Origin of the sequence: Streptomyces malaysiensis subsp. malaysiensis (genome assembly GCF_040653035.1) — a bacterium.
Classification (GTDB): Bacteria; Actinomycetota; Actinomycetes; order Streptomycetales; family Streptomycetaceae; genus Streptomyces; species Streptomyces malaysiensis.
In genome coordinates this window covers 368,414-393,054 of sequence record NZ_JBEZNG010000006.1, presented here as the reverse complement: position 1 = coordinate 393,054, position 24,641 = coordinate 368,414, and the positions used below count along the sequence as shown (strand labels likewise).

The following is a 24,641-nucleotide window of genomic DNA, read 5'->3' as shown; positions in this document are numbered from 1 at the left end:
GGCCCGGAGGGCCGCTTCACGGGCCCTGAACGGGCTTCTGGGCGCCGTCCGGCGGGTGTCACGAGGAAGGGCCCGGGGAATCCTCCCCGGGCCCTTCCTCGTGACCTGTGCTTATCGGCGCCTCGGTCCGTTCTGCCGGTGTCTCAGACCGTCGCGGTCTCCTCCGGCTCCGGCGAGCCGGACTCCAGCTCCATCTCCTCCGCCGCGTCCCGGGCCTCGCGCTGCGTGGGGATCTCGTCGGACAGCCGGGTGGCCATCCGGGCCCGGCGCTCGTCGGCCTTGCGGCACAGGTCCTGCGCGGCCTGGTTGAAGCGGACCAGCGACGGCGGGTCGGACGGGCCGAGCAGATGCACCTTCAGCTCGGCGCGGGCGGCCGCGAGGGTGTCCTTCTCGGGGTCCCGGACCGCCTCCAGCAGTTCGGGCACGCCCTCGGCCTCCGGCGTGAGGATCGTGGCGGCGCGCACCGTCGGGAAGCCCGACCGGAACTCCTCCTCCGTCAGTCCGCTGGTGTTCGCCACCGCGTACGGCTTCTCGCTCGTCAGGTAGTCCGAGACCACGCTGGAGACATCGCTGATCAGCACGTCGGCCTGGTTGAAGCAGGTGAAGATCGCCGGACGCGGACCGGTGATGATCTGGTGCTCCCAGACCGGTAGCGAGGCCCAGTAGGCGCTCTCCCAGGCGGTCGTGGCCGCGACGACGGCCGCCGCGCGGTCCCCGTCCGGGGCGCCCTGGAGCTTCATGCGCTCGATCTCGTCCGCGCTGGCGCGGAAGTCGGTGCTGGTGAGGCGGTTGAGCTCATCGGCGCACCGCGTCAGCTCCGCGGCGGCCTCCGGACCGGGGCGGTCGCCGGTGCGCCTGGTGTTCGCCTCGGCGATCATCGCCCTGATGCGGTCGTTGGCACGGCCCGCGCGCGGGTCCACCGAGCCGGTCATCGGGTGCGGCTTGTACAGCAGGCGCACCTTGGGGTCGGCGAGCAGCTCGCGGACGATGTTCTCACCGGCCAGGATCACCGAGGTGTTGCCGGGGTTCCCGTCCCAGCCCTCCCAGGTCGGCGCGTACAGCACGGTGGTGAAGTGCTCGTCACCGGCCCCGCCGAGGGCGCCGGTGGGCACGCCCGCGTAGGGGCGGATGGGGGCCAGCTGCGGCCGCCCGACCTCCACGACGTCCTTGTCCTCGACGCCGATGTCGGCGAGCTGGTAGCGCTCGCGCGCCGCCGGGCCAGCGACCCACACCTCGTCGTACGCCTTGGCGTACGGGTTGCAGCTGGAGAGCTTGTCGCTCTCGCCGTGGTTGATGAAGGCGTGCTTGATCGAGGGGATGCGCAGCACCTGCGAGGTCTTGCCGGAGTTCGCCGGGTGCAGCAGCACCTTGAGCGTGGAGTGCTCCATCCGCATCAGATGCGCGACCTTGGGGAGGCAGACGATCGGCACGTCCGTCGCCTCCAGCTTCTGCACCATGAACCGCTCGCGGAGCAGGATGATCGGCTTGCCGTCGAGCGCGGCGAGCGTGGAGAGCCACATGTTCGCCTGGTACGCCGAGGAGTTGCCGCCGGAGAAGTACATGCCCACGGTCGGCTTGTAGTCGGCCAGCCAGGTGTCCAGCCACCGCAGGGCGGTGGCCTCGTTCGCCACCCGCTTGCCCGGCAGCATCCAGCTGGCGAGGTGGGCCGTGCCACCGATGCCGATCAGCAGCGAGATCGCCAGACCGGCACCGCCCCAGACCGCGTCCTTGGTGGCGGCGGTGATCAGCAGACCGGCGGTGACGGGTGCGGCCAGACGCAGCAGACGGCGCCCGTGCTGGCGGGCGAACAGCCGCGGCGGGGCATCGCTCAGGCGCAGCGCGGACGCGTCGATGTTGCGCGTGACGAACGGCAGCTGCCGGCTCCGGCGGACGAGTATGGCCGCCGCCTGGCACGCGAAGTGCACCAGATAGAAGAGCAGCAGCCCCACGGTCAGGGGCGCCTGCTCATGGAGGGGATTGATGCCCTCGATGCGGAGCAGCCCGACCATGATGAGCATGTCGCGGAACAGCTGGCGCACCGTGACGTCGAGGCGGATCTTGCCCAGCAGCGACAGCAGACCGGGCTGCTTGTGCTGAAGGAAGAGATCGAGCGCGAGACCGCACGCCGAGGCGGCGATGAAAAGCGGTACGTTCGGAAGCACGGCGCCGACGAGCTGTGTGGCGAAGAACACGAGCATCGCGAGCAGCGCCGTCAGCTGTACGACCCGACGTGGGGCGATTCCGGCAGAGGGCACGGGGTGGGCTCCTGGCAGGAGGGCAACGGACTGATGGGGGGACCCCTGACCGTATGCCGCCGCCCTGCCCGGTGACAATCCGCGCCGGTGCCAACCGGTCGCAATCGGTGCCAAAGGTCCCCCGGAGGATCCCCGCGGGGCGCTCATGGCGGTGTGTGAGGCGGTGTGCGCGGGCGGTGTCCGGAGGCTGAAATGCCGAGGCGGGCCGGGGCTCGCCTGTCGTAGATTGCCCACTTGTCATGATGAGTGTGTAGGGCATGCGTTTCTTCGGGGCGTGTGGCGAGCCGGGGACGAGCGAGGGAGCGGCGTGGCGGAGCAGGACGGGTCGGCGGTGCGGGACGAGGTGGCCGCCGCCCGCAGGATCGTGGTCAAGGTCGGCTCGTCCTCCCTCACCACCGCGGCGGGGGGTCTGGACGCGGACCGCGTGGACGCGCTGGTCGACGTGGTCGCCAAGGTGCTCGACGGCGACGGTAAGGGCGACGGCGGCAGGGACGGCGACGGTAAGGGCGGCGCGGGCGGCAAGGAGATGGTCCTGGTCTCCTCCGGCGCCATCGCCGCCGGTCTGGCGCCGCTGGGCCTGGACCGGCGCCCCCGCGACCTCGCCCGCCAGCAGGCGGCCGCGAGCGTCGGACAGGGGCTCCTGGTGGCCCGCTACACCGCCTCCTTCGCGCGCTACGGGCGCCGGGTCGGCCAGGTGCTCCTCACCACGGACGACACCAGCCGCCGCGCCCACTACCGCAACGCCACGCGCACCCTGGACCAGCTACTGGCCATGGGCGCGCTGCCGATCGTCAACGAGAACGACACGGTGGCCACGGACGAGATCCGGTTCGGCGACAACGACCGGCTCGCCGCCTTGGTCGCCCATCTCGTACGGGCGGATCTGCTGGTGCTGCTCTCCGATGTGGAGGGCCTGTACGACGGGGACCCCAGGACCCCCGGCACCTCCCGGATCGACGAGGTCCGGGGCCCGCAGGACCTCGATGGCGTCTCCATCGGCAGCACGGGCCGCTCCGGGGTGGGCACGGGTGGCATGGTCACCAAGGTCGAGGCGGCCCGGATCGCCACCGCGGCCGGCGTCCCGGTGGTGCTCACCTCGGCCAGCCGGGCCGGTGACGCGCTGCTCGGCCGCCCTACGGGCACGTACTTCCACCGCACCGGCCGCCGCTCGGCCAACCGGCTGCTGTGGCTCGCCCACGCCTCCGCGCCGCGCGGCGCCCTCACCCTGGACGACGGCGCCGTACGGGCCGTCGTGGAGCGCCGGACCTCGCTGCTGCCGGCCGGGATCGCGGCCGTGGAGGGGGAATTCACCGCCGGTGACCCGGTCGAGCTGAGGGACACCGAGGGCCGCCCCGTGGCCCGTGGCCTGGTGAACTTCGACGCCAAGGAGATCCCCCAGCTGATCGGCCGCTCGACCAGGGACCTGGCCCGGGAGCTCGGCCCCGCTTACGAGCGAGAGGTGGTCCACCGCGACGACCTCGTCGTCCTGGATTGAGCCGGCGGGCGGCGCAGGCGTCCTGAAGGCGGACCGGGGCCCGGCCTGGCCCCGGAAATAAGCAGCCTCCGAAAAACCTCAAAAGCGCCCCGCGGGCGGGCGAGGACTGGTCAACTTTGTTCAACGGGGTCGCGCGGGGCAGCGCGTCCGCTGTGGGAGACGCGGCGGAGACGGAGCGGAATGCCGCGACCACCGCACCGTCACGAGATGCTCCGCCCGCGCGTGAGCGGAGCAGCGAGTTACAGGAGGCCGCCGGTGAGACGAGGGCGCCCGGGGGCGTCGCCCAGAGGGGCGGCGGAGCGCACGCTGACCAGTGTCGGAACGGGCGAGGCCGGGCCCGGCGACGCCGTGGCGCACGACGCCGCGCGCGCCGAGGCGTCCCGGCTGTGGCACATCACCCTCAGCGTCTCGGGGAGCGAGGCGCCGCTGCGGGAGGTCCGCAGGGCCCTGGAGCAGCTGGCCCATGACCATCCCTTTCTGCTGACCAGCCGCTATGCCACCGATCACGCGGAGATCCGCTACTGGGAGGAGGCCCGCGATCTGCATGACGCCGCGGCGGTCGCGCTGCGGCTGTGGGGCGAGCACCGGGCCTCGGCCAAGCTGCCGCCCTGGGAGATCGTGGGGCTCGAGGTCATCGACCGTGATACGTATCACCAGCGGGTCGCGGAGGGATACGGTCCGCCTCCGGCGTCCCCGGTGGGCGTACATCCGTTCTGAGGACGGATGTGCGGCACCGGGATATGAGAACACCATCTCGAAGTGCGGAATACCGCATGGCCCCCGCCCCTGGGCTCAGTAGGCTTCCTGCATGACCAGCGCACCCACGTCGCCGCTCACCGACCCCTGGCCGAAGTCCCCGGTCCTCCAGGCCGCCTACCGGTCCCGGGCCGCGGCCGCCGATCTCGCGCCGCTGCCGCGCGCCGTCAAGGACGACGCGCTGCTCGCGATGGCGGACGCGCTGGAGGTGCGCACCAAGGAGATCGTCGAGGCCAACGCCGCCGATGTGGAGCGGGCCCGCGAGGCCGGCACCAGCGACGCCATCGTGGACCGGCTCACGCTCACCCCCGAGCGGGTGCGGGCCATCGCCTCCGATGTCCGCGATGTGGTCGCGCTGCCCGACCCGGTCGGCGAGGTGGTGCGCGGCTCCACGCTGCCCAACGGGATCGACCTGCGCCAGGTGCGCGTGCCGCTCGGTGTCGTCGGGATCATCTACGAGGCCCGGCCGAATGTGACGGTGGACGCCGCGGCGCTCTGCCTGAAGTCGGGCAACGCGGTGCTGCTGCGCGGCTCCTCCTCGGCGTCCCACTCCAACGCCGCGCTGGTGAAGGTCCTGCGCGACGCCGTCGGCGGGGCGGGACTGCCCGCGGACGCCGTGCAGTTGGTGCCCGGCGAGAGCCGGGAGTCGGTGCGCGAGCTGATGCGCGCCCGCGGCCTGGTGGACGTGCTGATCCCGCGCGGTGGCGCGTCCCTCATCCGTACGGTGGTCGAGGAGTCCACGGTCCCGGTCATCGAGACCGGCACCGGCAACTGCCATGTGTACGTGGACGCCGACGCCGACCTCGACATGGCGGTCGAGATCCTGGTGAACTCCAAGGCCCAGCGGCCGAGCGTGTGCAACGCGGCGGAGACGCTGCTGGTGCACCAGGACATCGCCCCCGTGTTCCTGCCCCGCGCCCTGGAGGCGCTGGCCGAGGCCGGGGTCACCGTCCATGCGGACGAGCGCGTCATGGCCCTCGCGGAGGGCTCCAAGGCCACGGTGGTCCCGGCGGCGGTCGAGGACTGGGAGACCGAGTACCTCTCGTACGACATCGCCGCGGGCGTCGTGGACTCCCTGGAGGCCGCGGTGGGCCACATCCGGCTGTGGTCCTCCGGGCACACCGAGGCCATCGTCACCTCCTCCCAGCAGGCCGCCCGGCGCTTCACCCAGCTGGTGGACTCCACCACGGTCGCCGTGAACGCCTCCACGCGGTTCACCGACGGCGGGCAGTTCGGCTTCGGCGCCGAGATCGGCATCTCCACCCAGAAGCTGCACGCCCGGGGGCCGATGGCCCTGCCCGAGCTGACCTCGACGAAGTACATCGTCACCGGGGACGGCCACATCCGCTGACTCACCCGTTCGGGGGATGTCCGATTCCTGGCGACGCTGGGGTGGATCTTCCCCCGAATACCATTTCACCCTGCCCAAATTGACCCGTCCGGTCTACTCTGAATGGGTGCCGGACGACGTGGGGGGCAAGCCGTTCCCGGACGGCGACGAGCCCGACGACCGCAGCCACGGCGAGACGAACGACGAGTTCGCCGCCGTGGTCTTCGACGAGGACTTCGTACGGGCGGCCCCGATCCATGAGCCCACCGCCATCGAGCGGATGCTGGCCGCCGCGGAGGCCCGTGCCGAGGCCGAGGCGTCCCGCCGCCGCAGGTCCGGCGTCCCGCCCGAGGACGAGCTCTTCGACGACGGCTACGGCCAGGAGGCCGAGTTCTACGGCGCGGACGACCCCGACGGGCGCTTCGGCCCCGGGCGGGACGCGGACGACGCCTACGGCCCCTATGGGCGCTACGGCAGCGCGGGACGCCCTTACCGCGGCCACGCCCGCTGGCACCGCCCGGTGGCCTGGCTGCTGGCCGTCCTGATGGGCATCGGAGTGGTCGCCCTGGCCTTCACGGCGGTCTACCGGGGCGCCTCTGGCAACCGCCAGGACCCCGCTCCACCGCCCGCAACCAGCGGCGTCGACGGATCGCCCGCGGGGCAGCCGCGGCTGGAGCCGTCGGGGTCGGAGTCGGCCCCGGAGCCCACCGGTGCCAAGGGTTCGCCCGCCTCCGCCGTACCGCCTTCGCGGTGACGTCCTCGCATATCGCTGGGTATTGCCGCATATCGCTCAGCGGATCGGCGGAAGTCGGCCGCTGTTCGCGGGGCGCCCTGAAGGGGCGCGGGGTCGCGTCGATATGCGGCTCCGCCGCGTGGGCGCAGCCGGCCACGGCGGAGCCGCGGACGGCCGAGGGCATCTCAAGGCGCGTCGGCGGAGTGCTTAGCACGTCGCGGCGTATGGGGCGTTTCCTCCCCACCCGCCTCCCAAGTTGTGGAGTACCACCGCGTTTACCGTCGCCCCCCGCGACCTACTCTTGAGATATGGCCGGGCGTGGAGACCCTCCCGAGGGGACACCCGAGGGCGTCCCGGGAGGTGGTGAGGACGAGTACCGCTCCGTCGTATTCGACGAGTCGTTCGTCCGTGCTGCCCGGCTCCAGGAGTTCTCCGCCCAGGAGCGCATGGGCGACCACGCGCGGGCCGTGCGCAGCCGGCACGCCTGGGCCAGGGCCGGGGCGTCACGTCAGGCCGTGGCGCTCGTCCTGCTGATCGCCATCGCCTTCGCCGCGGCCGTCTACATGGGGGTGCGCCACCCGTACCAGACGCCGCAGCCGCAGACCGTCGAGCCACTGCACAGCAGCATGGTGCCGCTCGCGCCGCGCGGTGAGGTGCCCGGAGGGCCGCCGGACCTGTTGTTCCGCCACAGCCCGGCCGCCGAGTTCCGCACCGGCGCCGAAGGGGTCACCGTGCCCGGCGCCGGGCGCACCCAGAGCTTCTCCGAGAGCCAGGTGATGACGGCGCTCACCACCGCCAAGGAGTACCTGGTCAAGTCCGCCATCGACCCGGGTGTGCTCACCGGCGGCCCGGTGCAGGCCGTAAGGCTGCTGCTGGACCCCGCCCAGCAGACCCAGTTCGACCAGAGCTTCGAACACCCGGTCGACGACGGACGGCATGCGGCCACCGGCTGGCTGACCCGCTTCAACCCGGCCGAGGTGAGCATGGTGGACACTCCGGTGCGGGTCCGTGGCACCCTTACGGTCGTCGAGCGCAGCCCGGCCACCCTGGAGGTCGCCGCCGACCACGTCTTCGTCTACGCGCTCCAGCGGGCCCATGAGCGCGGACCGGACCACGCCTCGCTGTTCACCGTGCGCCGTGAGACGCGGTTCCGCTTCGACCGGGACGATCTGCGCGACCACCATGTGGAGCTGGTGCAGAGCACCGTACTGGCGGGCCCGCAGGCATGCGCCGCGAACGCTTCCGGCTATCTGCGGCCGATGCTCGCCGGGCAGAGCGCCAAGGGCGACGCCCCCACGGGCACCGACCCGTACACCACGGGCCGCACCACGGTCTCGCTGTGCGGCGTCATGGCCCCCGGAACCCAGCCCGCCGTCGATGGGCAGTCCTGAGGGCCTCCGCAGGGGCTCTGAGCCCTCCGGTGGCTCTGAGAGCCTCCGCGGGGCCGTGAGGGCCCTCCTCGGGGCCGCCTCAGCCCTTCGGCGGGGTGTCCCCGGGCCCGTCGTTCCCCGGCCGCTCCTCCGGCCCGTCGTCCCCGGGCCGCCGGTCCTGAGCCCCACCCCGGGGCTCGTCCTGGCCGCCGCCCTGGGGCTCGTCCCGGGGTGGCGTGCCCTCATCGGAGGCCGTTTCGCCGTGCCTGGCCCCGGCGCCGCCGGTGAACCGGTCGCGGAGCTTGCTGCCCAGGTCCCCGGCGCCGCCCGCCACGTCCCTGACGAAGGCGAACAGCGGATCCTTGCTGCTGCGGACCGACTCCGCGTAGTGGTTCGCGGACTCCCGGATCGAGTCGCTGACCGAGGTGTCCTTGTCCTCGTCGCGGCGCGGGTAGTGGCCGTCCATGAGCCGCTGGTAGTCGCGGGTCGCGGCCCACTTCTTGAGCTCGGCGGCGCGCACGGTGGTGAACGGATGGCTGCGCGGCAGCATGTTCATGATCTTGAGGACGGAGTCCCGCAGATCGCCGCTCGACTCGTACTCCTCCGCCTGCTCCAGGAAGGCGTCCACGTTCATCTCATGGAGGTGATGGCCGCCCGCGAGCTTCATCAGCCCACGCATCGAGGCCCGCAGATCCTGCCCGACCAGCAGCCCCGCCCGGTCCGCCGACAGCTCCGACTTGCGGAACCACTCCCGCAGCGCCGTCACCAGCGCCAGCACCGCCACATTGCCGAGAGGGATCCAGGCGACCTTCAGCGCGAGGTTGGTGAGGAACAGCAGTATCGTCCGGTAGACCGCGTGGCCCGACAGGGCGTGGCCCACCTCATGGCCGATGACCGCCCGCATCTCCTCCTCGTCGAGCAGCTCGACCAGACCGGTGGAGACCACGATGATCGGCGCGTCCATGCCGATGCACATCGCGGTGGGCTGTGGGTTCTGGGTGACGTACATCGCCGGGACCCGCTCCAGGTCCAGGATGTAGCAGGCGTCCCGCAGCATGTCGTTGAGATGGGCGAACTGCCGATCACCGACCCGCACCGAGTCGGACAGGTAGAGCAGCCGCAGACTCCGCTCGGGCAGCAGACCGCTCATCGCCTTGAAAACCGTGTCGAAGCCGGTCAGCTTGCGCAGCGCGACCAGCGCGGAGCGGTCCGCCGGATGTTCGTACGCCCGTGAGGAGATCCCGGGGAACCGCCGCCGGGCCCGGTCGGGCACATGCTCCCGGGCGTCTCCCGCCCCGTTTCCGCCGCCCGTCTCATGAGTGTCGCTCATCTGGCCCCCTCGTGGATCGCCCGCTCGACGGGGGCCGCCCGGTCCGGGCCCTCGTCCGGCGGACCCCAGCCTAGGCCCTGGAGGTCCGGGGGTTAGCGTGGAGACATGCCCGATATGACTGGCCTCACCGAAACCCTCGCCGCCACCTCCCACAGCAACGACGGCCCGGGAGCGCTGCTGCGCACCGTCATCGTGGTCGGCGTCGTGGGCGCCGGCCTGCTCGCCTGGTTCCTGCTGCGCGGATACAAGCAGGACTGATACGGGCGGGGCCGGTACCGACAGGACCGATACCGACAGGACCGATACCGACAGGGCCGGTACGGACAGCGCCGGTACGGACAGCGCCGGTACGGGCAGGACTGATGCGAGGCAGGACGGACATCAGGACCGAAAACCGCCTCGCATACGATGTGGCCGACGTGTTGTGACGCCTAGACCCGGATAGGTACTGCCGCGATGACCGCTTTCAGCACCGCACATGCCGCCCTGACCACGCTCGCGTCCGAGGGCGGTGAGCACACCGACACCCACCCGAGCATCAGCCCCTTCATGACCGGCGGTGCGGCCCTGGTGATCCTCTTCCTGCTGCTGTGGATCACCACGCGCTTCAACCGGGACCGCTGAGCCGGGCCATAGCCCCTATGGGCCCCGGCTCCGGGCCGGGCCCAGTAGGGTCTGCACGCATGGAAGAGCAGAAAGGGGCCGGCAAGCGGCGGCTGGGTGTGATGGGCGGGACGTTCGACCCGATCCACCATGGTCACCTGGTCGCGGCGAGCGAGGTGGCCTCGCAGTTCCACCTCGACGAGGTGGTATTCGTACCGACCGGTCAGCCCTGGCAGAAGAGCCACAAGAAGGTCTCACCGGCCGAGGACCGCTATCTGATGACGGTCATCGCGACCGCCTCGAATCCACAATTCTCGGTCAGCCGCATCGACATCGACCGCGGCGGGCCCACCTACACCACCGATACGCTCCGGGAACTGCGCGGGCTCAACAGTGACGCGGATCTCTTCTTCATCACCGGGGCCGACGCACTCGCCCAGATCCTCACCTGGCGCGACGCCGAAGAGCTCTTCTCGCTGGCCCACTTCATCGGGGTGACCAGACCCGGGCACATACTGGCCGACCCGGGGCTGCCGGAGGGCGGGGTGTCGCTGGTGGAGGTTCCGGCACTGGCGATCTCGTCATCGGACTGCCGGGCGCGGGTCGCTCATGGCGACCCCGTCTGGTACCTGGTGCCGGACGGCGTGGTGCGCTACATCGACAAGCGCGAGCTGTACCGGCACGACTGCTGAAGGGGTACCGGTGAACGACCGGCAGGATCCTTACGACCCGTACGCACAGGACCCGTATGGCCAGGAGCCGCAGATCTACGGCTATGACGCCTATGGGCGTCCCGTGTACCAGCCGGAGGCGGCACAGCAGCAGGGTTACGACCCGTACGCGCAGCAGCAGGCGCAGCAGTACGGGCAGCAACAAGAGCACGACGGGTACGGCTACGACCCCTACACCCAGCCGCAGCATCACCAGCACCAGCAGCCCCAACAGCAACACCCTCAGCAGCACCACCAGACGCAGAGCTACGACCCGTACGCCCAGCAACAGCAACAGCAACAGCAACAAGCCCAGCAACACCAGGCCCAGCAGCATCAGTACCAACAACAGCCACAGGGCTATGGCTACGACTACCCACCGGCCGCCGCTCCGACCGTCCCCCCGCAGCGCGAGCCGCAACGTGAGCCGCGGCACGAGCCCAACCCCTATGAGGAGCTGAGCCCGGAGCAGCTGCGCGGCGGCTCCGAGACGGCTCCGGCCGAGGAGCCCCGGTCCACCGGGCCCCGCTCCGCGCAGCCGAGGCGGCCCGGGGGCGCCGATCAGGAGGAATACCACACCGAGCAGTTCTCCTTCGTCGAGGAGGAGGACGCCGAGTCCGACGACGTCATCGACTGGCTGAAGTTCGCCGAGACCCGCTCCGAGCGCCGTGATGAACGCCGCCGTAAGGGTCGCAACCGAGTCGTCGCGCTGGTCGTGGTCCTGGTCCTCGCCGCGGCGGGCGGTGTCGGTTACCTCTGGTACGCGGGCAAGCTCCCGGGGCTGTCCGACGGCGCCGACGACCAGGCGGCCGCGAGCGGTCCGCAGAAGCGCGATGTGATCGTCGTCCATCTGCGCGAGACCAAGGGCGGCCGCACCTCCACGGCCCTGCTGGTGGACAACGAGACCACCAAGAAGGGCACCACCGTCCTGCTGCCGAACGCGCTGGCCGTCGCCAACGAGGACGGCGCCTCCACGACGCTCGGCAAGTCGGTGACCGACGAGGGCTCCGACTCCACCCGGGACTCCCTGGGCACCCTGCTGGGTTCGAAGATCCAGGGCACCTGGCGACTGGACACCCCGTATCTGGAGAACCTCGTCGAGCTGGTCGGCGCGATCGGCCTCGACACCGACACGACCGTCCCCAGCCCCAAGAAGGGCGAGGACCCCCTGGTCAAGCAGGGCAAGGACCAGATCCTGAGCGGTCAGGCGGCCGTGGCGTACGCCACGTACCGCGCCCCCGGCGAGGCCCAGACCAAACAGCTCGCGCGGTTCGGGCAGGTCATGCAGGCGACGCTGAAGAAGGTCTCCAGCGATGCGAAGGGCGCCACCAGCACCGTGGAGTCGCTGGCCCAGATCCCCGACCCGTCGCTGTCCGAGCAGCAGCTCGGCGCGTCGCTGGCGAGGCTGGCCGGGCAGGCCAAGAGCGGGGCGTACGACACCGCGATGCTGCCGGTCCAGCCGGACGGGACGCTCAGCAGCCAGGCGACCGACCATGTGGTCAAGGACATCCTGGGCGGCACGGTCAAGAACACCGACAAGAACACCGCGCCCCGGGTCAGTGTGACCAACGCCGGAGGTCCCAAGGACGCGTCGGGCGACGCGCGGGTCGCCCTGGTCAACGGCGGCTTCACGGTCGTGGCGGCCAATGAGGGCGGCGGTACGCCGCAGTCGGCCTCGCGGGTGACCTATGCAGACGCCGCCCAGGCGGGCCAGGCCAAGGAGGTCGCCAAGACGCTCGGGCTGCCCGAGACGGCGGTGCGCAAGGCCAAGGGCGCGGCCAACGCGGACATCACCGTCCTCCTCGGCCCGGACTACGACGCCACGGGCTGAGCCTCCTGGGTGCCCCGGGCGTTCCCCCGGGGTACTCCCGGCGTTCCCCTCGGGCACGCCGGGTGGCCGCTCCTCGGCCGCCCGGCGTGACGGTGGGCCGTGAGACCCTGGGGGGAGCCAGACCTTCGAGGTACCACCGACCGAAAGCCTTGCCTGTGACCGCCACGGACCGCTCCCTCGAGCTCATCAACGCCGCCGCCCAGGCGGCCGCCGACAAGCTCGCGCACGACATCATCGCGTACGACGTCAGCGATGTGCTCTCCATCACCGACGCCTTCCTGCTGGCCTCGGCGCCCAACGACCGCCAGGTCAAGTCGATCGTCGACGAGATCGAGGAGCGGCTGAACAAGGACCTGGACGCCAAGCCGGTGCGTCGCGAGGGCGACCGCGAGGCCCGCTGGGTGCTGCTGGACTACGTGGACATCGTGGTGCACGTCCAGCACAGCGAGGAGCGGGTGTTCTACGCGCTGGAGCGGCTCTGGAAGGACTGCCCGCAGCTGGAGCTCCCGGCCGACGCCGAGGCCACCCGCGGCAAGGGGGCGGAGTACGCGCAGGCGCAGGCCGCGGACGGCGGCTCGGGCGGTGAGCTGAGCTGAACGGCGCGTATGGGGGCCGCGGCCGCCGCATCGTCCTGTGGCGCCACGGCCAGACGGCCTGGAACATAGAGCGGCGTTTCCAGGGCTCCCTGGACATAGAGCTCACGGACACCGGTGTCGCACAGGCGCGCCGCGCGGCCCGGCTGCTGGCCGCCCTGAAGCCGGACGCGATCATCGCCTCCGACCTGAAGCGGGCGGCGGCCACGGCCGCCGAGCTGTCCGCCGTCACGGGGCTGTCCATCTCGCATGACGCGGGTCTGCGCGAGACCTACGCGGGCGCGTGGCAGGGGCTGGTCCACGAGGAGATCATCGAGCGCTACGGCGAGCAGTACGCGGCGTGGAAGCGCGGGGAGGCGGTGCGGCGCGGCGGCGGTGAGCTGGAGACCGAGGTCGCCGACCGGGCGGCCCCGGTGGTGCTGGAGAGCGCCGACAAGCTGCCGGACGACGGCACGCTCGTGGTGGTCAGCCACGGCGGCACGATCCGCACCACCATCGGCCGGCTGCTCGGCCTGGAGCCCAGGACCTGGGAGGCGCTGGGCGGCCTGTCCAACTGCTGCTGGTCCGTGCTGGGCGAGGGCGCGCGGGGCTGGCGGCTGCTGGAGCACAACGCCGGATCGCTGCCCGAGCCGGTGCTCGGCGACGACGACTGAGCGGATTTCCTTTCCCGGCAGGTCACCGGCTATGCTCCTTCTCGTTCGAAGCGCTTCGGCGCAGAGAACAGCGGGGCTATAGCTCAGTTGGTAGAGCGCCTGCATGGCATGCAGGAGGTCAGGAGTTCAATTCTCCTTAGCTCCACAGATTCACGATCCCGCCTCCCTCACCGGGGGGCGGGATCGCTGCTTTCAGCGCCGCTTTCGGGCCCGCTTCCGATACCGTCCCCCGCTCACGCGGATGTTGGCGACCGTAAGGCAGCGGGACGCGGCGGACACCGGCGGAGTTCCGGTGACAGCGGCTCAACTCGGCCTGCTCATCGGTGTCGCGGTCTTCGGGGCGGTGTTCCTGGGCGCAGTGGACGGTACCGTGCCCAGTGCGGATGGCTCCGCGGACGCCCTGCGGGTGACCTGCGTCGCCTTGGCCGGGGCCGCGCCGCGCGAAGCACTGATGAGTCTGTCGAGACGAGTGGGGAATCTCCGCTGACCTGCGCGTCGTCCCGTGGCAGAATCGGACAGCCGGAGGGGGATGGGGCCGACACGTCCGATGGGGAGGGCAGGTGGGATGCCGACCAGCATCCTCGATGCGATCGAGGACCCGTCCCGCGGGGAACTACCGGGCATCGTGTGCCCGTCCTGCGGCTCCGCGAATGTGGCTCAGGTCCTCGGTGACAACGGCGGTGTTTCCTACGTGTGTACGGCCTGCGGCCATAGCTGGAGCTGAGTGAGATGGGCGCCCACAGCCGAAAGTGCGACTGGTGCGGCACCGGCACACCGATCGTCCGCGATATGGAGCCGCTCAACCCCGACTACCAGTACTGGTGCGCGGAGTGCGCGCAGGCGCTGATCATCAGGGGCGATCCCATCGAGACCTACCGTGAGCTCGAAGGGGAGCCGATCTACGGCCGGCTCCTCGACGAGCACTGCACGCTGAAGCGTTTCTATTCGTTCGCGACGGCGTAACGGGCACCTGCTCCGGCCCCCGGTCAAACGATTTGGCGGAAGGCCGGGGCATCCGTGTAATGTAGGCGTCGCCGCCGGGGAAACCGGGCGGAGCGAGACCTGGGGCTATAGCTCAGTTGGTAGAGCGCCTGCATGGCATGCAGGAGGTCAGGAGTTCAATTCTCCTTAGCTCCACATCGAGGAGGCGGGTTGTCCAGTGCGGACGGCCCGCCTTTCGCCTTGCGTGACGGGGGTCACCTCCGTGCGGGCCGTCGGTGCCCTGCGGTAACCTGACCCCATGCGTGCCGTACGCCTTCTGCTTAGCGGGCCGCGCTGATCAGTACCGACCGAGAGCAGCTCCGGTCGGCATCAGCGCGGCGTCCCCTCCTGTGCGAGGGGTCTTTTTGTTTCGGAAAGCAGGGATTCGCTGCGTAGCCGCAGGCAGAGACGACCGATGGAGCTTTGAGGACCATGAGCGAGACCAATGCCGCGGCCGAGGTGGCCGCGCCGCACCGCTACACGGCCGCCCTGGCCGCCGACATCGAAGCCCGCTGGCAGGACTTCTGGGCCGCGCACGGCACGTATGAGGCGGCCAACCCGAGCGGTGACCTGGCCGGCGACGCCGAGGCCGTCGCCCGGCCCAAGAAGTTCGTCATGGACATGTTCCCGTACCCCTCGGGCGCCGGACTGCACGTGGGCCATCCGCTGGGCTACATCGCCACCGATGTATACGCCCGCTACCACCGCATGACGGGCCACAACGTCCTGCACACCCTGGGCTTCGACGCCTTCGGCCTGCCCGCCGAGCAGTACGCGGTGCAGACCGGCACCCACCCGCGGGTCAGCACCGAGGCCAACATCGAGAACATGCGGCGGCAGCTGCGCCGACTGGGCCTGGGCCACGACCAGCGCCGCTCCTTCGCGACGATCGACCCGGACTACTACAAGTGGACCCAGTGGATCTTCGTCCAGATCTTCAACTCCTGGTACGACCCGGAGGCGAAGCGGGCACGCCCCATCGACACCCTGGTCCAGCGGTTCGCCACCGGTGAGCGCGCCACCCCCGACGGCCGCCCCTGGGCCGAGCTGACCGAGTCCGAGCGCGCCGACATCCTGGGCGATTACCGACTGGCCTACGCCTCGGACGCGCCCGTCAACTGGTGCCCCGGCCTGGGCACCGTGCTGGCCAATGAGGAGGTCACCGCGGACGGCCGCTCCGAGCGCGGCAACTTCCCGGTCTTCAAGGCCAAGCTGCGCCAGTGGAACATGCGCATCACCGCCTATGCCGACCGGCTGCTGGACGATCTGAACGAGCTGGACTGGCCCGAGGCCATCAAGCTCCAGCAGCGCAACTGGATCGGCCGCAGCGAGGGCGCCCGGGTCGACTTCCCGGTGTCCGGCCATCCCGACGCCAAGATCACGATCTTCACCACCCGCCAGGACACCCTGTTCGGCGCCACCTATATGGTCCTGGCGCCCGAGCACGGCCTGGTGGACGAGATCGTTCCGGCCGCCTGGCCCGAGGGCACCCACGACGCCTGGACCGGCGGCCACGCCACCCCGGCCCAGGCCGTCGACGCCTATCGCAAGCAGGCCGCGGCCAAGTCCGACGTCGAGCGGCAGGCCGAGGTCAAGGAGAAGACCGGCGTCTTCACCGGCGCCTACGCCATCAACCCGGTCAGCGGCGAGCAGGTGCCGGTCTTCATCGCCGACTACGTCCTGATGGGCTACGGCACCGGCGCGATCATGGCCGTTCCGGCGCACGACAGCCGTGACTTCGCCTTCGCCCGCGCCTTCGAGCTGCCCGTGCGCTGCGTTGTCGAGCCCTCGGACGAGCGTGGCACCGACCCCTCCACCTGGGACGACGCCTTCGTTTCGTACGACGCGAAGATCGTCAACTCGGCGGGGGAGTCCGTATCGCTGGACGGGCTGGGCGTCGTCGAGGCCAAGGCGCGCATCACCGAGTGGCTGGAGTCCCGCTCCATCGGCGAGGGCACCGTCAACTACCGGCTGCGCGACTGGCTGTTCAGCCGGCAGCGCTACTGGGGCGAGCCCTTCCCGATCGTCTACGACGAGGAGGGCGTGGCCCACTCCCTGCCCGAGTCGATGCTGCCCCTGGAGCTGCCCGAGGTCGAGGACTACTCACCGCGCACCTTCGACCCGGACGACTCCGACACCTCCCCGGAGACCCCGCTGTCCCGGAACGAGGACTGGGTCAACGTGGTGCTGGACCTGGGCGACGGGCGCGGGCCGCGGCCGTTCCGCCGCGAGACCAACACCATGCCCAACTGGGCCGGGTCCTGCTGGTACGAGCTGCGCTACCTGGACCCGCACAACAGCGAGCGGCTGGTCGACCCCGAGGCGGAGCGCTACTGGATGGGGCCGCGCGAGGGGCGGCCGCACGGCGGCGTCGACCTGTACGTGGGCGGCGCCGAGCACGCGGTGCTGCATCTGCTGTACGCCCGGTTCTGGTCCAAGGTGCTGTTCGACCTGGGGCATGTCTCCTCGGTCGAGCCGTTCCACAAGCTGTACAACCAGGGCATGATCCAGGCGTATGTCTACCGGGACAGCCGCGGTATCGCCGTCCCGGCCGCCGAGGTCGAGGAGCGGGACGGCGCCTACTGGTACCAGGGCGAGAAGGTCACCCGGCTGCTGGGCAAGATGGGCAAGTCCCTGAAGAACGCCGTCACGCCGGACGAGATCTGCGCCGAGTACGGGGCCGACACCCTGCGTCTGTACGAGATGGCCATGGGCCCGCTGGATGTCTCGCGGCCCTGGGACACCCGCGCCGTGGTCGGCCAGTACCGGCTGTTGCAGCGGCTGTGGCGCAATGTCGTCGACGAGGGGACCGGAGAGGTCACCGTCGTCGACGCCGAGCCCGACGAGGCGACGCTGCGCGCCCTGCACAAGGCCATCGACGGCGTCCGGCAGGACATGGCGGGTCTGCGCTTCAACACCGCCATCGCCAAGATCACCGAGCTGAACAACCACGTCACCAAGGTGCGCGAGGTGCCCCGCTCGGTGGCCGAGGGGCTGGTGCTGCTGATCTCGCCGCTGGCCCCGCACGTCGCCGAGGAGCTGTGGCACAGGCTGGGCCATGACACATCGGTCGTCCACGAGACCTTCCCGGTCGCCGACCCGGAGTATGTCGTGGACGAGACCGTCACCTGTGTGGTGCAGGTCAAGGGCAAGGTCAAGGCCCGGCTGGAGGTCGCGCCCTCGGTCTCGGACGAGGAGCTGGAGGCGCTGGCGCTGGGTGACCCCGCAGTCGTGGCGGCGCTGGACGGCGCGGGCATCCGTAAGGTCATCGTGCGGGCGCCGAAGCTGGTCAATATCGTTCCGGCCTGAGCGGGATCCCACACCGTTCCGGTGTGACCGGGAATTCCGCGCCGTTCCGGCCTGGGCGGGAATCCCGCAGCGTTCCCGCCCGACCGGGGTCCCACGCGTGGGCGGGTTGGGGGTTCGTCAGGAACCTCTGGCCCGCCCGGCGCGTTTACGCTGGGAGGACGACCGCCACCGTGCCGTGACCGCCGCCCAAGGAGCGCACATGGAAGCCATCTGGATCCTGTTGCTGCTTTTCGTCCTGATCATGTTGACCGGGGTCTATGCGGCTGTTCGCGCGATCAGGGCGGCCAAGCGCGGTATCGACCGTACGGTGCACCAGGCCCGCCGCACGGTGGAGGACACCAGACTCCGCGCCCGGCAGCTGGCGCAACCGGGCGCGGTCGGTGAACTCGCCCAGCTCCAGCTCTCCCTGCGCGGCTCGATGCGAGCCACCAGCCAGGCGCTCCAGGCGGCCGCCCCGCAAGACCGGTCCCTGTCGGAGTCGTTGGGCCTGTTCCGGCGGCTGAGCGCCCATGCGAAGGATCTGGAAGCGGATCTCAAGCGGCTGGAGCAGGAGCCCGACAAATCCCGTATCGCAGCCCTGCTGCCCGACCTGCGGCAGCGTACGGAGCGGATCACCCATTCGGCCGACTCGCTGCGCTGGGCGGTGCAGGAGCGGACGACACGGATGGCGCACGACGATCTGGACTCGCTGGGCCGCGAGATCGAGATGGAGGCCGGGGCGCTGCGGCACTGGACGGCGGCGGAGCCGGACGAGCCGGGGGCGGACGCGGGGGCGGCGTGGCCGGAGCCCGGGGCGGGGTCTTCCCGGACGGCGCCCGGGGCCGGGGCGCGGACGTCACCCGAGGCGGGAGCGCGATCGGGGCCCGAGGCGGGGGCGTGGCCGGCGCCCGAGGCGGGGCAGCGGCCGGAGCCGCCGCGGCCCCCGCTCGGTGCGAGGCCCCCGACGGAGCCCCCGGCGTGGCAGAAGCCCTGGCAGAAGTCCCCCCGTCCGGAGAACACGGCCTGAGACCCCGGAACCCGGCCAGAGAACAGGATCTGAGTCACGTCTGAACAGGGCATGATCGGTAAGGCAATTGATCATCCGCTGGGGTCGCGCTATCGGCAGGCTCCATCCCCCGATAACCTCCCAGTCATGTACCGCCATGTCGCGATCGTGACCGATTCCACGGCGTACTTGCCGCAGGATGCGATGGAGCGGCATCGCATCACCGCCGTGCCGCTGACGGTGGTGCTCGGCGACCGGGCCCTGGAGGAAGGCACCGAGATCTCGGCCCGGTCCCTCGCACAGGCGTTGCAGAAGCGGAAGCCGGTGACGACGTCCCGGCCCAGCCCGGAGATGTTCGCGGCCGCCTACCGGGCCGCCGCCGAGGAGGGCGCCACGGGCATCGTCTCGCTGCATCTGTCGGCCGAGTTCTCCGGCACCTACGACGCGGCGGTGCTCGCGGCACAGGACGCGCCCGTTCCGGTGCGGGTGGTGGACAGCGGAATGGTCGCGATGGCGCTCGGCTTCTGCGCACTGGCGGCGGCCGAGACGGCGGAGGGCGGCGGCACGCTGGACGAGGCAGTGGCGGCGGCGGAGAAGCGGGCCGAAGGCACCGCCGCCTACTTCTACGTCGACACCCTCGACTACCTGCGGCGCGGCGGCCGCATCGGCGCGGCCCAGGCCCTGCTCGGCTCGGCGCTCGCGGTCAAACCGCTGCTCCAGCTCGACGAGGGGCGGATCGAGCTGCGGGAGAAGGTCCGCACCGCCTCGAAGGCGATCGCCCGGCTCGAGGAGATCGTGGTGGAGCGGGCCGGCCGGAGCCGGGTGGATATCGCGGTACAGCATCTGGCGGCGAGCGAGCGGGCGGCGGCGCTCGCGGAGCGGCTGCGGGAGCGGGTGCCGGGGCTGGCGGAGCTCTATGTGAGCGAGGTGGGCGCGGTGATCGGGGCACACGCCGGGCCGGGGCTGGTGGGGGCGGTGGTGTCTCCGCGGTAGCGGGGGCGGGGGTGTAGGTGGGGGTGCTGGGGCTGGCGGGGGTGTTGGGGTGGGTGTGCGGGTGTTGGGGTCGTACTTGGGCAATGCGCTTCGCCCGGTGGGGTGACGGAGTTATCCACAACCTGGGGGTTATCCCCGGGAATTGAGGCGGCTCGGCGCGATCGGCGGGACGTGTCTACCGTCAGGTGGCATGAGGTCACGATCACGCACAGTAACCACGGGTCCGGGGCTCGGTCCGGGGCGCGGCCGCCATCGCGACGGCGGGGCGGGCCGCCGCCCACGCCCGCCGTCCGGCCCCGGCCTTTTGCGCGCTGGGAGCCACCACCGCGGCGTCCATCACCGGTCCCACGCCTCCACACCCTCGCCCGCGACCCGCGCGGCGGCGCTCTTCGCCATGTCACCGACGTCGCCCCCGATCGCGGTGGGGTCCACCGCTCTGGGCAGCCGGGACGGACCGAAGGGTGCTGCGGGGACGAGGGGCGAGGAGGAGGCGCCGCCCGAGGGAGCGGAAGAGGTACGGAACGACGAACCGTCAGAGGACCTGCCCGAGCACGGGCCTGAAGACGGGCCCAAGGATGCTCCACTCCGCCGACGTGACCGGGCCGGGCTCGCCCTGCGCGAGCGGCTGCCGATGTGGATTCAGCTGCGCTGCGGAATGGAGCTGAGGACGGTCGCCGCCCTGGCGGTCGCTCTGCTCGCCGCGATGGCCTTCGCGGCCTACCACTTCTGGACCGGCCGTCCCCAGACCGTGCGCGCGCCGGACCCGGAGCCCCCGCGCGCCGCCTCCTCCGAGCCCGCCCCGACGCCTGGTGGGCTCACCCCGTCAGGCGGTGGCCGGACGGTCGTGGTGGATGTGACGGGCAAGGTCCGCAGCCCCGGGCTGCGGAAGCTGCCGACCGGGGCGCGGGTCGCCGACGCCCTGGAAGCGGCGGGCGGGGTACGGCCGGGCGCCGACCTGAGCGGACTGAACCGGGCCCGCCCGCTGGTGGACGGAGAGCAGATCGTGGTCGGCGCTCCCGGGAGCGGACCGCCGCCCGGGCCGGGCGCGGCCGCGGATCCGGCGGTCGGCGCGCCGACCGCGCCCAACGGTTTGAACGCCCCGGCCGGACCCGGGGCGCCCGGTGGCTCAATCAGCCTCAATTCCGCGACCACCGAACAACTGGACACCCTCCCGGGAGTGGGCCCCGTCCTGGCCCAGCACATCATCGACTACCGCACCCAGCACGGAGGTTTCCGCTCCATCGATGAACTCCGCGAGGTGAACGGCATCGGAGAGCGCCGGTTCGCCGACCTGCGCCCGCTGGTCCAGCCATGACGGTCGCGAAGCCGACGCGGACCCGCACCCCGGTCCATGCGGCGGCCGCGTCCCCGCGCGGTGCGTCACAGCCCCGCCAGGAGGGCCCACCCGACCTCCGCCTCGTGCCCCCGGCCCTGGCCGCCTGGGCAGCCGCGGCACTCGCCCTGGACGCACCGGCCCCCGTGGTGGCCCTCGCCTGCACGGCAGCCACCCTCGCCGCGGCCGCCTTGCTCATCCGGACTCGCCGACGCGCCCCGGCCCCGGCCGGACGCCGCCGCGACGCACCCCGTCCCCGCCGCGGGCCAGGCACGCCCGCGCCAATACCGCCCCCGGACGACCGGCGCGCCCCCGAACCCACGACGCCACAGCAGCGCGACGAAGAGCCTCGCCAGCGAGGACGGAAGCCACGACCATCGAGGGCCGGACGACCGCCCGATGCCGCCCCCGGGACCGAGGGGCCGCCGGGCACCGGCGAGGGCCGTAACACGCCGGGGTGGCAGGCCGTCCGGTCGCCGCGTGTTGTCGTGCGGCGTGGGGGTCGTTCGGCAAGGTCGCTGGCGGCCGAGCCGTTGTCCGGGGCGGTCACCGGGCGGCCGTCCGGCGCCGCATCCGGGGCCGAGGGGTCGCCGGGCAGCGGCGAGGGCCGCAACTCGTTGGGGTGGCAGGCCGTCCGGTCGCCGCGTGCTGTCGTGCCGCGTGGGCGGCGTGCGGCAGGTGCGGTGGCGGCTGCGCTGTCGCCTGGCGCCGCATCCGGGGCCGACGGGGCGCCGAGCCTCGGCGAGGGCCGTAACACGCCGGGGCGGCGGGCCGCTCCGCAGTCTCGTGCTGTCGCACCCCGTGGGGGCCGTGCGGCAGGGCCGGTGGCGGCTGTGTCCTCGCCCGGTGCCGCACCCGGGGCTGGCGGGCGGCCAAGAGCTGGCGAGAGCCACAACATGCCGGGCCGACAAGCCAGTTGGCCGCCGCGCGGCGCCCTCTGGTGTGGGCGCCGTATGGCGGGTGCGGTGGCGGCAGTGCTGCTGGGCGGAGCCGCCGCGGGGGCGGTCGCCTGGCTGCACGGTGCGGACGTACATCGCAGCCCCGTGCCCGCGCTGGCCCGGGAGTACGCGGAGGCCACCGTCGAGGTGGCGGTCACGGGGGACCCGCGGCTCACCAGGCCACACGTACGGGGCGCGGCGCTCGCGCCCGCGTCCGTGGTCCTGGAGGCCGAGGCCGACCGGATCACCGCCCCCGACGGCACCACGACCACCACCCGTACTCCCGTGCTGGTGACGATCCACCCCAGGGCCGGTAGGGAGCGGACGGCCTGGCTCGGGCTGCTGCCGTCCACACGTCTGCGGGTCCACGGCCGGCTGGCGCCGCCGATGCGCGACGGGGACCGCGTCGCGGCCGTAGTGCGTGTCAGGGGCGGACCACCGCGGATCACGGGCCCGCCCAGCGCGGTCCAGCGGCTGGCCGGACGGCTGCGCGCCGGACTGCGCACCGCGACCGACGACCTCTCCCCGGACGCGCGGGCGCTGCTCCCGGCGCTGGTCGTGGGGGACACCTCACGGGTGCCGCCCGAGCTGGACGAGGCGTTCCGGGCCACGGACATGCTTCACCTCATGGCTGTCTCCGGCAGCAACTTGACGCTGGTGCTCGCCCTGCTCACGGGGCCGCCGCAGCTGGCCGGGCGGGCCGAGCGGCGCGGTCTCGCGGGCGCGCTCGGCATCCGGCTGCGCACGACGGCTCTCCTCGGTGGCGGGCTCACGCTCGCGTTCGTCATCGTGTGCAGACCCGAGCCCAGCGTGTTGCGCGCCGCCGCCTGCGGGCTGATCACGCTGCTCGCCCTCGGTACCGGACGCCGTCGCTCCCTGCTCCCCGCGCTGGCCGGCGCCGTCCTCGCGCTGGTGCTCTACGACCCCTGGCTCGCGCGGAGCTACGGCTTCCTCCTGTCCGTGCTGGCCACCGGTGCCCTGCTGACCATCGCGCCCGGATGGAGTGCGGCTCTGCGGCGCCGGGGCGTACCGCCACGGGTGGCCGAGGCGCTGGCGGCCGCCGCCGCGGCCCAGGCGGTCTGCGCGCCGGTCGTGGTGGTGATGGCCGCCCGGGTGAGCCTGGTGGCGATTCCCTGCAACCTCATCGCCGAGGTGGCGGTCGCCCCCGCCACCGTCCTCGGGTTCATCGCGCTGGCGGTGGCCGCTGTCGCCCCGCCGATCGCGGAGTGGATCGCCTGGCCGGCGGGCTGGCCCGCCGGGTGGATCGCGAAGGTGGCCCGTACCGGCGCGGAGCTGCCCGGGGCCGAGGCGGACTGGCCGGACGGCTGGACCGGCGGGCTGTTGCTGGCCGCCGTCACCCTGGCCGCGGTCCTCGCGGGCCGCCGCCTCCTGCGCCACCGCCTGCTGTGCGCCGTATGCGCGCTGCTGGTGCTGCTGGCCGTCGTACGCCCGGCGCCACTGGCCCGGGTCATCACCGGTTGGCCGCCGCCCGGTTGGCGGATGGTGGTATGCGATGTGGGCCAAGGCGACGCCCTGGTCCTGGCCGCGGGCCCCGGCACGGCCGTCGTCGTGGACACCGGCCCCGAGCCGCGAGCCGTCGACCGCTGTCTTCGCTCGCTGGGCATCGTCCGGATCCCGTTGCTGGTCCTGACCCACTTCCACGCGGACCATGTGGCGGGGCTGACCGGTGCGTTACGCGGTCGCGCGGTCGGCGCCATCGAGACCACCGGCCTGGAGGAACCACCCGGCCAGGCCGAGTTCGTACGTCGCAGGGCCCGTTTGGCGCATATCCCGGTCATCCAGGCGGCGCCGGGGGAGCGGCGGCGCTTGGGCCCGCTGTCCTGGGAGGTCCTGTGGCCCGCTCCGCCACCCGCCCCGGCCGCCGCCGAGGGGCCGAACGACGCGAGCGTCACCCTCCTCGTCCGTACGTCGGGCCTGACCCTGCTCCTCCTGGGCGACCTGGAACCCCCGGCCCAGCAGGCCCTGCTGACGGCGCACCCCGCCCTCCCCGAGGTCGATGTCCTCAAGGTCGCCCACCACGGCTCCGCCTACCAGGACCCCCAGCTCCTCCGTCGCCTCAGCCCCCGCCTGGCCCTGATCTCCTGCGGCGCCGACAACCCCTACGGCCACCCATCTCCCCGCACCATCGGCTCCCTCCGCGCCCGGGGAGCCGCCGTGCTCCGGACCGACACCGATGGCCCGATCGCGGTGACGGGGGACCCGGGCCTACACGCGGTGCTAGGAGGCCGTAGCACGGCCGCGAAACGCTCTGCGGGCCGACGTGGCGGACGACGTAAGGCCAGGCCGTTCCAGGAGGAGGCCGTAGAGGCCGGGAAAGCCGGGTAAATCACTCCAACTACCGATCATCGCGGGCCGGTTGTACCTTAGAGCCTGTCACCACGGACAAGGCGTGGTTGCTCACCGCCGTCAGGTTGGCCTGACC

20 protein-coding genes and 2 tRNA genes are annotated in these 24,641 nt (G+C 72.0%); 20 read left to right on the top strand and 2 right to left on the bottom strand.

Annotation, left to right across the window (positions count from 1 at the left end; genetic code table 11):
- Window positions 1-143: 143 nt before the first annotated feature.
- Window positions 144-2,255 (bottom strand): CDP-glycerol glycerophosphotransferase family protein, encoded by a 2,112-nt coding sequence (locus tag AB0E24_RS16140; RefSeq protein WP_069865872.1) that lies wholly within the window; start codon window positions 2,253-2,255, stop codon window positions 144-146.
- A 343-nt stretch (window positions 2,256-2,598) separates the two neighbouring features.
- Between AB0E24_RS16140 and proB the strand changes: the two genes are divergently transcribed.
- The 5 genes from proB (at window position 2,599) to AB0E24_RS16115 (ending at window position 7,960) form a co-directional block, all read left to right on the top strand.
- Window positions 2,599-3,750: a glutamate 5-kinase gene (gene proB / locus AB0E24_RS16135; RefSeq protein ID WP_359377606.1), complete on the top strand. Its 1,152-nt coding sequence runs from the start codon at window positions 2,599-2,601 to the stop codon at window positions 3,748-3,750.
- Window positions 3,751-4,005: 255 nt separating this feature from the next.
- Window positions 4,006-4,467, top strand: coding sequence for a DUF8830 family protein (locus tag AB0E24_RS16130; protein WP_069865876.1), 462 nt, complete (start codon window positions 4,006-4,008; stop codon window positions 4,465-4,467).
- A gap of 91 nt (window positions 4,468-4,558) precedes the next feature.
- Entirely contained in the window at window positions 4,559-5,857 is a 1,299-nt protein-coding gene (locus AB0E24_RS16125; RefSeq protein WP_069865878.1) for a glutamate-5-semialdehyde dehydrogenase, read from the top strand.
- Window positions 5,858-5,963: 106 nt separating this feature from the next.
- Complete coding sequence (locus AB0E24_RS16120; RefSeq protein ID WP_079153078.1) at window positions 5,964-6,590, top strand: SCO2584 family spore wall biosynthesis protein; 627 nt, start codon at window positions 5,964-5,966, stop codon at window positions 6,588-6,590.
- Window positions 6,591-6,877: 287 nt separating this feature from the next.
- On the top strand, window positions 6,878-7,960 hold the full coding sequence (locus AB0E24_RS16115) for an SCO2583 family membrane protein (protein ID WP_359377534.1): 1,083 nt from the start codon (window positions 6,878-6,880) through the stop codon (window positions 7,958-7,960).
- A gap of 79 nt (window positions 7,961-8,039) precedes the next feature.
- Here AB0E24_RS16115 and AB0E24_RS16110 read toward each other — a convergent pair whose 3' ends face one another.
- On the bottom strand, window positions 8,040-9,269 hold the full coding sequence (locus AB0E24_RS16110) for a M48 family metallopeptidase (RefSeq protein ID WP_232639651.1): 1,230 nt from the start codon (window positions 9,267-9,269) through the stop codon (window positions 8,040-8,042).
- A 105-nt stretch (window positions 9,270-9,374) separates the two neighbouring features.
- On the opposite strand from AB0E24_RS16110, the gene AB0E24_RS16105 reads away from it, so the two are divergent.
- From AB0E24_RS16105 to AB0E24_RS16035, 15 genes are all read left to right on the top strand, one after another.
- A complete protein-coding gene (locus AB0E24_RS16105; RefSeq protein WP_158525905.1) occupies window positions 9,375-9,527 on the top strand; it encodes a hypothetical protein in 153 nt (50 codons plus the stop codon).
- 198 nt (window positions 9,528-9,725) lie between these two features.
- Complete coding sequence (locus AB0E24_RS16100) at window positions 9,726-9,893, top strand: hypothetical protein (RefSeq protein WP_037945979.1); 168 nt, start codon at window positions 9,726-9,728, stop codon at window positions 9,891-9,893.
- A gap of 59 nt (window positions 9,894-9,952) precedes the next feature.
- Complete coding sequence (gene nadD, locus AB0E24_RS16095; RefSeq protein ID WP_069865886.1) at window positions 9,953-10,564, top strand: nicotinate-nucleotide adenylyltransferase; 612 nt, start codon at window positions 9,953-9,955, stop codon at window positions 10,562-10,564.
- A gap of 10 nt (window positions 10,565-10,574) precedes the next feature.
- Window positions 10,575-12,413: an LCP family protein gene (locus AB0E24_RS16090; RefSeq protein ID WP_079257615.1), complete on the top strand. Its 1,839-nt coding sequence runs from the start codon at window positions 10,575-10,577 to the stop codon at window positions 12,411-12,413.
- A 155-nt stretch (window positions 12,414-12,568) separates the two neighbouring features.
- Window positions 12,569-13,009, top strand: coding sequence for a ribosome silencing factor (rsfS, locus tag AB0E24_RS16085; RefSeq protein ID WP_069865890.1), 441 nt, complete (start codon window positions 12,569-12,571; stop codon window positions 13,007-13,009).
- Complete coding sequence (locus tag AB0E24_RS16080; RefSeq protein WP_079257614.1) at window positions 13,006-13,659, top strand: histidine phosphatase family protein; 654 nt, start codon at window positions 13,006-13,008, stop codon at window positions 13,657-13,659. Before rsfS ends, AB0E24_RS16080 begins: the two co-directional genes overlap by 4 nt.
- 72 nt (window positions 13,660-13,731) lie before the next feature.
- Window positions 13,732-13,804, top strand: a tRNA-Ala gene (locus AB0E24_RS16075).
- A gap of 147 nt (window positions 13,805-13,951) precedes the next feature.
- Window positions 13,952-14,146, top strand: a complete 195-nt coding sequence (locus tag AB0E24_RS16070) for a hypothetical protein (protein WP_359377529.1) — start codon at window positions 13,952-13,954, stop codon at window positions 14,144-14,146.
- 242 nt (window positions 14,147-14,388) lie between these two features.
- The gene (locus AB0E24_RS16065) at window positions 14,389-14,622 is read left to right on the top strand and encodes a hypothetical protein (RefSeq protein WP_069865896.1); all 234 of its coding nucleotides are present in this window, start codon (window positions 14,389-14,391) and stop codon (window positions 14,620-14,622) included.
- A gap of 101 nt (window positions 14,623-14,723) precedes the next feature.
- Window positions 14,724-14,796: transfer RNA gene (locus tag AB0E24_RS16060), tRNA-Ala, on the top strand.
- Window positions 14,797-15,072: 276 nt separating this feature from the next.
- Window positions 15,073-17,949: a leucine--tRNA ligase gene (leuS, locus tag AB0E24_RS16055; protein WP_206332433.1), complete on the top strand. Its 2,877-nt coding sequence runs from the start codon at window positions 15,073-15,075 to the stop codon at window positions 17,947-17,949.
- Window positions 17,950-18,148: 199 nt separating this feature from the next.
- The gene (locus AB0E24_RS16050; RefSeq protein ID WP_359377525.1) at window positions 18,149-18,955 is read left to right on the top strand and encodes a hypothetical protein; all 807 of its coding nucleotides are present in this window, start codon (window positions 18,149-18,151) and stop codon (window positions 18,953-18,955) included.
- A 126-nt stretch (window positions 18,956-19,081) separates the two neighbouring features.
- Window positions 19,082-19,927, top strand: a complete 846-nt coding sequence (locus tag AB0E24_RS16045; RefSeq protein WP_069865902.1) for a DegV family protein — start codon at window positions 19,082-19,084, stop codon at window positions 19,925-19,927.
- A 394-nt stretch (window positions 19,928-20,321) separates the two neighbouring features.
- The gene (locus AB0E24_RS16040) at window positions 20,322-21,242 is read left to right on the top strand and encodes a ComEA family DNA-binding protein (protein WP_435865287.1); all 921 of its coding nucleotides are present in this window, start codon (window positions 20,322-20,324) and stop codon (window positions 21,240-21,242) included.
- 971 nt (window positions 21,243-22,213) lie between these two features.
- The gene (locus tag AB0E24_RS16035) at window positions 22,214-24,544 is read left to right on the top strand and encodes a ComEC/Rec2 family competence protein (protein ID WP_359377520.1); all 2,331 of its coding nucleotides are present in this window, start codon (window positions 22,214-22,216) and stop codon (window positions 24,542-24,544) included.
- Window positions 24,545-24,641: the final 97 nt, after the last annotated feature.

What these genes read in the sequence shown, in the direction of transcription:
- AB0E24_RS16035 (WP_359377520.1), top strand. Translation starts at nt 22,214, where the DNA reads ATGGCGGGTGCGGTGGCGGCAGTGCTGCTGGGCGGAGCCGCCGCGGGG.
- AB0E24_RS16040 (WP_435865287.1), top strand. Translation starts at nt 20,322, where the DNA reads ATGTCACCGACGTCGCCCCCGATCGCGGTGGGGTCCACCGCTCTGGGC.
- AB0E24_RS16105 (WP_158525905.1), top strand. Translation starts at nt 9,375, where the DNA reads ATGCCCGATATGACTGGCCTCACCGAAACCCTCGCCGCCACCTCCCAC.
- AB0E24_RS16065 (WP_069865896.1), top strand. Translation starts at nt 14,389, where the DNA reads ATGGGCGCCCACAGCCGAAAGTGCGACTGGTGCGGCACCGGCACACCG.
- AB0E24_RS16045 (WP_069865902.1), top strand. Translation starts at nt 19,082, where the DNA reads ATGTACCGCCATGTCGCGATCGTGACCGATTCCACGGCGTACTTGCCG.
- nadD (WP_069865886.1), top strand. Translation starts at nt 9,953, where the DNA reads ATGGAAGAGCAGAAAGGGGCCGGCAAGCGGCGGCTGGGTGTGATGGGC.
- leuS (WP_206332433.1), top strand. Translation starts at nt 15,073, where the DNA reads ATGAGCGAGACCAATGCCGCGGCCGAGGTGGCCGCGCCGCACCGCTAC.
- AB0E24_RS16125 (WP_069865878.1), top strand. Translation starts at nt 4,559, where the DNA reads ATGACCAGCGCACCCACGTCGCCGCTCACCGACCCCTGGCCGAAGTCC.
- AB0E24_RS16115 (WP_359377534.1), top strand. Translation starts at nt 6,878, where the DNA reads ATGGCCGGGCGTGGAGACCCTCCCGAGGGGACACCCGAGGGCGTCCCG.
- AB0E24_RS16100 (WP_037945979.1), top strand. Translation starts at nt 9,726, where the DNA reads ATGACCGCTTTCAGCACCGCACATGCCGCCCTGACCACGCTCGCGTCC.
- AB0E24_RS16050 (WP_359377525.1), top strand. Translation starts at nt 18,149, where the DNA reads ATGGAAGCCATCTGGATCCTGTTGCTGCTTTTCGTCCTGATCATGTTG.
- AB0E24_RS16110 (WP_232639651.1), bottom strand. Translation starts at nt 9,269, where the DNA reads ATGAGCGACACTCATGAGACGGGCGGCGGAAACGGGGCGGGAGACGCC.